This is a genomic window from uncultured Chitinophaga sp. (genome assembly GCF_937874145.1).
GTDB lineage: Bacteria > Bacteroidota > Bacteroidia > Chitinophagales > Chitinophagaceae > Chitinophaga.
On the sequence record NZ_CALNBI010000491.1, the window covers coordinates 1 to 3,096 of the forward strand.

Below are 3,096 nucleotides of genomic sequence, written 5' to 3' on the forward strand. Positions count from 1 at the left end.
GCCGCCGTCTTTCCGCGGGGCTTCGGTGTACTCGAAGTCCGTAGAAATGAACGTGACGCCGCTGTTCAGAGGGTCTATCGGTGCGGAATAGGCCCGCCCGAAATAGGGCAGCCAGGAATCAACCGTATCTTTCGACACCTTTACTTCATACCCATCCCCTGCCATCTGCCGCGTGCGGCCGCTCATCGGCAAAACACTCTGCATCCGGAAAACAAAATTGCGGGAGGGAACGATGGTCTTGATATCGGCCGTTGTGCCGGAGGGCACCTGTTGGGTCGAGGAGCAGGACAGCGCAAAGAAGGCAATGATCCATACCGGGATCGTGTTCAATATACGCATAGCAAATGGTTTAGAAATATATTTAAGGAAAGAACAAAAGGCGGGCCATAAATGTTGTCGGGATTCCTTATATTGGTGCCACTATATCCTTAAACACCTGATGTTATGACTCCATTCGTTTTGCTCGCCGTAGCAGCGGCCCTGTTTTTTGTCGCACACGTCTTCCTGCTTTTCACTTCCTTCGGAAAAGATCAGTACAACCGCAAAAAGTACCTCTGGTCGCACCTGACCTTATGGATCTGCGGCGCGATCCTCTTTGCCATGACGACCCTGTTCGCCGGCAAAGGCACTTCCGAAGTGATGGACGTGTTCGATACGCCCGTTAAGCGCTGGCTCATCCTGGTGGTGGCCCTCGGCCTTTCCGCTATCGCACACACGGTGGTAAAACTCCTCGTGATGCCGAAGTACCAGGCACGCTGATCCGCTTTCGCCGCGCTGCCCGTTACCGTTTCTTGCGTAACTTGCGGACATGACGCTCCGCAAAATCATTCATATCGACATGGATGCCTTCTACGCATCGGTGGAGCAGCGCGACCATCCCGACTACCGCGGTAAAGCTATCGCCGTAGGCGGCTCCCCGGAAGGGCGTGGCGGAGTGGTGGCAACGGCCAGCTACGAAGCCAGAAAATTCGGAGTCCGCTCCGCCATGCCTTCCAAAAGAGCCCTGCAGCTTTGCCCGCATATCATCTTCGTATATCCGCGGTTCGACGTTTACCGCGACGTTTCCCGCCACGTCCGTTCCATTTTCCAACGCTATACCGACCTCATCGAGCCCCTCTCCCTCGACGAAGCCTATCTAGACGTCACCATCGACAAACAAAACATCGGTTCCGCCATCGCCATCGCGCAGCAAATCAAACAAGCCATCCGCGACGAACTCAATCTCACGGCTTCCGCAGGCGTTTCCATCAATAAATTCGTGGCCAAGATCGCGTCCGATATGCATAAGCCCGACGGGCTCACTTTCATCGGCCCATCCCAGATCGAATCTTTCATGGAAAACCTCCCGGTAGAAAAATTCCATGGCGTCGGTAAAGTAACCGCGGAGAAAATGCAGCGCATGGGCCTGTTCAATGGCGCGGATCTCAAAAAACTCCCGGAAAACGATCTCGTACAGCACTTCGGGAAAGCAGGAAGGTTTTATTACCGCATCGTCCGCGGACAAGACGAACGCCCCGTACAACCCCACCGCGAAACAAAGTCCGTTGGCGCGGAAGACACCTTCCCCCACGACCTCACCACCCTCGCCGAAATGGACCCCGAACTGGAGAAACTTGCTCTGAAAGTGGCCACTCGTCTCGATAAACACCAACTCAAAGGCCGGACGGTAACGCTTAAGGTCAAATACAACGATTTCCGGCAGATCACCCGCAATCATTCTTCCCACCACCCAATCTCCGATGCAGACAGCATCTCTGCCGCCGCCAAACAACTCCTCGCCAAAACAGATCCTGAAACGGAAGGCGCGAAAGTCCGGCTGCTGGGCATTACCGTTTCCAACTTCGGGGAAGAGCGCCCTGAAACAGGCCAACTCTCGCTATTCTGAAAAAAAAACCGCCGTCCGGGCAAGGAACGGCGGGCAGAAAATGTTATCGGCAAGATCAGTACTTCGCAGCCTGACCTTCTTTCGGAATGGATTTGAGAATGAACTGGCGCAGGTGTTCATTGCTGGTGGCCAGATCGTCTTTCCGCAGGTACATCATATGCCCGCTGCGGTAGCCTTCGAACGACATGCGGTCCTTCAGCTTGCCGCCGGGATCCATCTGCCAGAGGTTGTATTTGGCGTTGAAGTAATCGCAGGCGCCGTCGTAGTATCCGCTCTGCACGAATACATGCAGGTAAGGGTTCTGCGCCATGGCCTGCCGGAGGTTGTCGCCCGTGCGGTTGTTGTTGTTATCCCAGGGCCAAACAGGTCCGAACATATTGTATTTCAGATCGGTTTTGTATTTCAATTCCTCGCGGATGTAGATGTTGATAGCGGGGGTGAAAGAGTGCAGCCAGGAAGTCAGCTCGGCATTATAATCCACACCCTGCCCTGCGTCTTTTTTATCGATCCCCAGGTACCGCGAATCGAGGCGGCCAACGGTGTACCCGCGGTCGCGGAGTAATTCCTTCCAGAAGAAATTGGTCGATACGTCGAGGTTGTTTTGCAATACTACTTTCTCCGAAATGCCGGAATAGCGCGCTACTTTCGCAGCAATCTCTTTCCGCTTCACGTCGGGCAGGTTGCCGCCCTGGGCGAGCGCCGGCAAGTATTCGCGGATAGTGAATTCCTCCACCTCGGGAAGCATGGCCGTCAAATCTTTTTGTTGCAGCTCAGGCGCGAGGGCTTTATGGTACCAGGCGGTGGCGGCGAAATACGGCAGGCGGAGCGCGGCATCCGCAGGCCCGTCGCGCTCTATCCCCAGCTCGGTAGGCGATACCAGCACTACCCCATTCACATAAATCCACTGTGCGTTCTGCAATTCCAGCGCCAACCCGGATACGCGGGTGGTTCCGTAGCTTTCACCGACGAGGTATTTAGGGCTCGCCCAGCGTTTGTATCGTGTGATGAAAGTGCTGATCCATTCGGCCAGGTATTTCACATCCTGGTTTACCCCGAAAAACTTCGATCCCTGTACGTCTTTGTTAGCCATGCGCGAGAAGCCCGTGTTCACGGGATCCACATACACGATATCGGCCACGTCGAGGATGGAATGGGGATTGTCTTTCAGACCGTAAGGCTGCACGGGATAGCCTTCGTCGTCGATCTTCAGG

General features: G+C 54.8%; 4 protein-coding genes. 2 read left to right on the forward strand and 2 right to left on the reverse strand.

Going from position 1 to position 3,096, the window contains the following annotated elements; translation table 11 throughout:
* A partial coding sequence (locus Q0510_RS23245; RefSeq protein WP_298717155.1) for a DUF4251 domain-containing protein occupies window positions 1–339 on the reverse strand: 339 nt, incomplete at its 3' end.
* Window positions 340–444: 105 nt separating this feature from the next.
* Here Q0510_RS23245 and Q0510_RS23250 point away from each other — a divergent pair.
* A complete protein-coding gene (locus Q0510_RS23250) occupies window positions 445–759 on the forward strand; it encodes a hypothetical protein (RefSeq protein ID WP_298717157.1) in 315 nt (104 codons plus the stop codon).
* A gap of 49 nt (window positions 760–808) precedes the next feature.
* On the forward strand, window positions 809–1,885 hold the full coding sequence (gene dinB, locus Q0510_RS23255; RefSeq protein ID WP_298717159.1) for a DNA polymerase IV: 1,077 nt from the start codon (window positions 809–811) through the stop codon (window positions 1,883–1,885).
* Between the two features lie 55 nt (window positions 1,886–1,940).
* On the opposite strand, the gene Q0510_RS23260 is transcribed toward dinB, so the two are convergent.
* The coding region (locus Q0510_RS23260; protein WP_298717161.1) for a carboxypeptidase at window positions 1,941–3,096 on the reverse strand (1,156 nt) is incomplete at its 5' end.